General features: G+C 52.8%; 1 protein-coding gene. It reads right to left on the reverse strand.

What is annotated here, in order from left to right:
• Positions 1–118: MerR family DNA-binding transcriptional regulator (locus A3764_RS01930; protein WP_150122053.1), on the reverse strand; the 118-nt coding region annotated here is incomplete at its 3' end.
• Positions 119–269 lie beyond the last annotated feature (151 nt).

Here is a 269-nt window from a genome sequence, read left to right on the forward strand (position 1 = left end):
AGCGTCGTTGGCCCCCCTCGGTCCTGCCGGGCTCAGGCATAAGTCCGATCTGCTCGTAATACCGGATGGTCTGCACTTTTGTTCCGGTCTTCTTCGCCAGAGTCCCAATCGTCAGCATTTCCGCTCCCCACATTACCTACAGTGGGTGTAGCTTTATGCGGTGCGCATCACAAGCTTCACCTGAGTTTCACAGATAGGTGATTGTTGGCCGATCGGTGACAATCACGCTTGAACCTACAGTAGCTAGAGGATGTAAACGCACACAAAAT

This window comes from Sulfitobacter sp. HI0129 (genome assembly GCF_001635395.1).
Classification (GTDB): Bacteria; Pseudomonadota; Alphaproteobacteria; order Rhodobacterales; family Rhodobacteraceae; genus Sulfitobacter.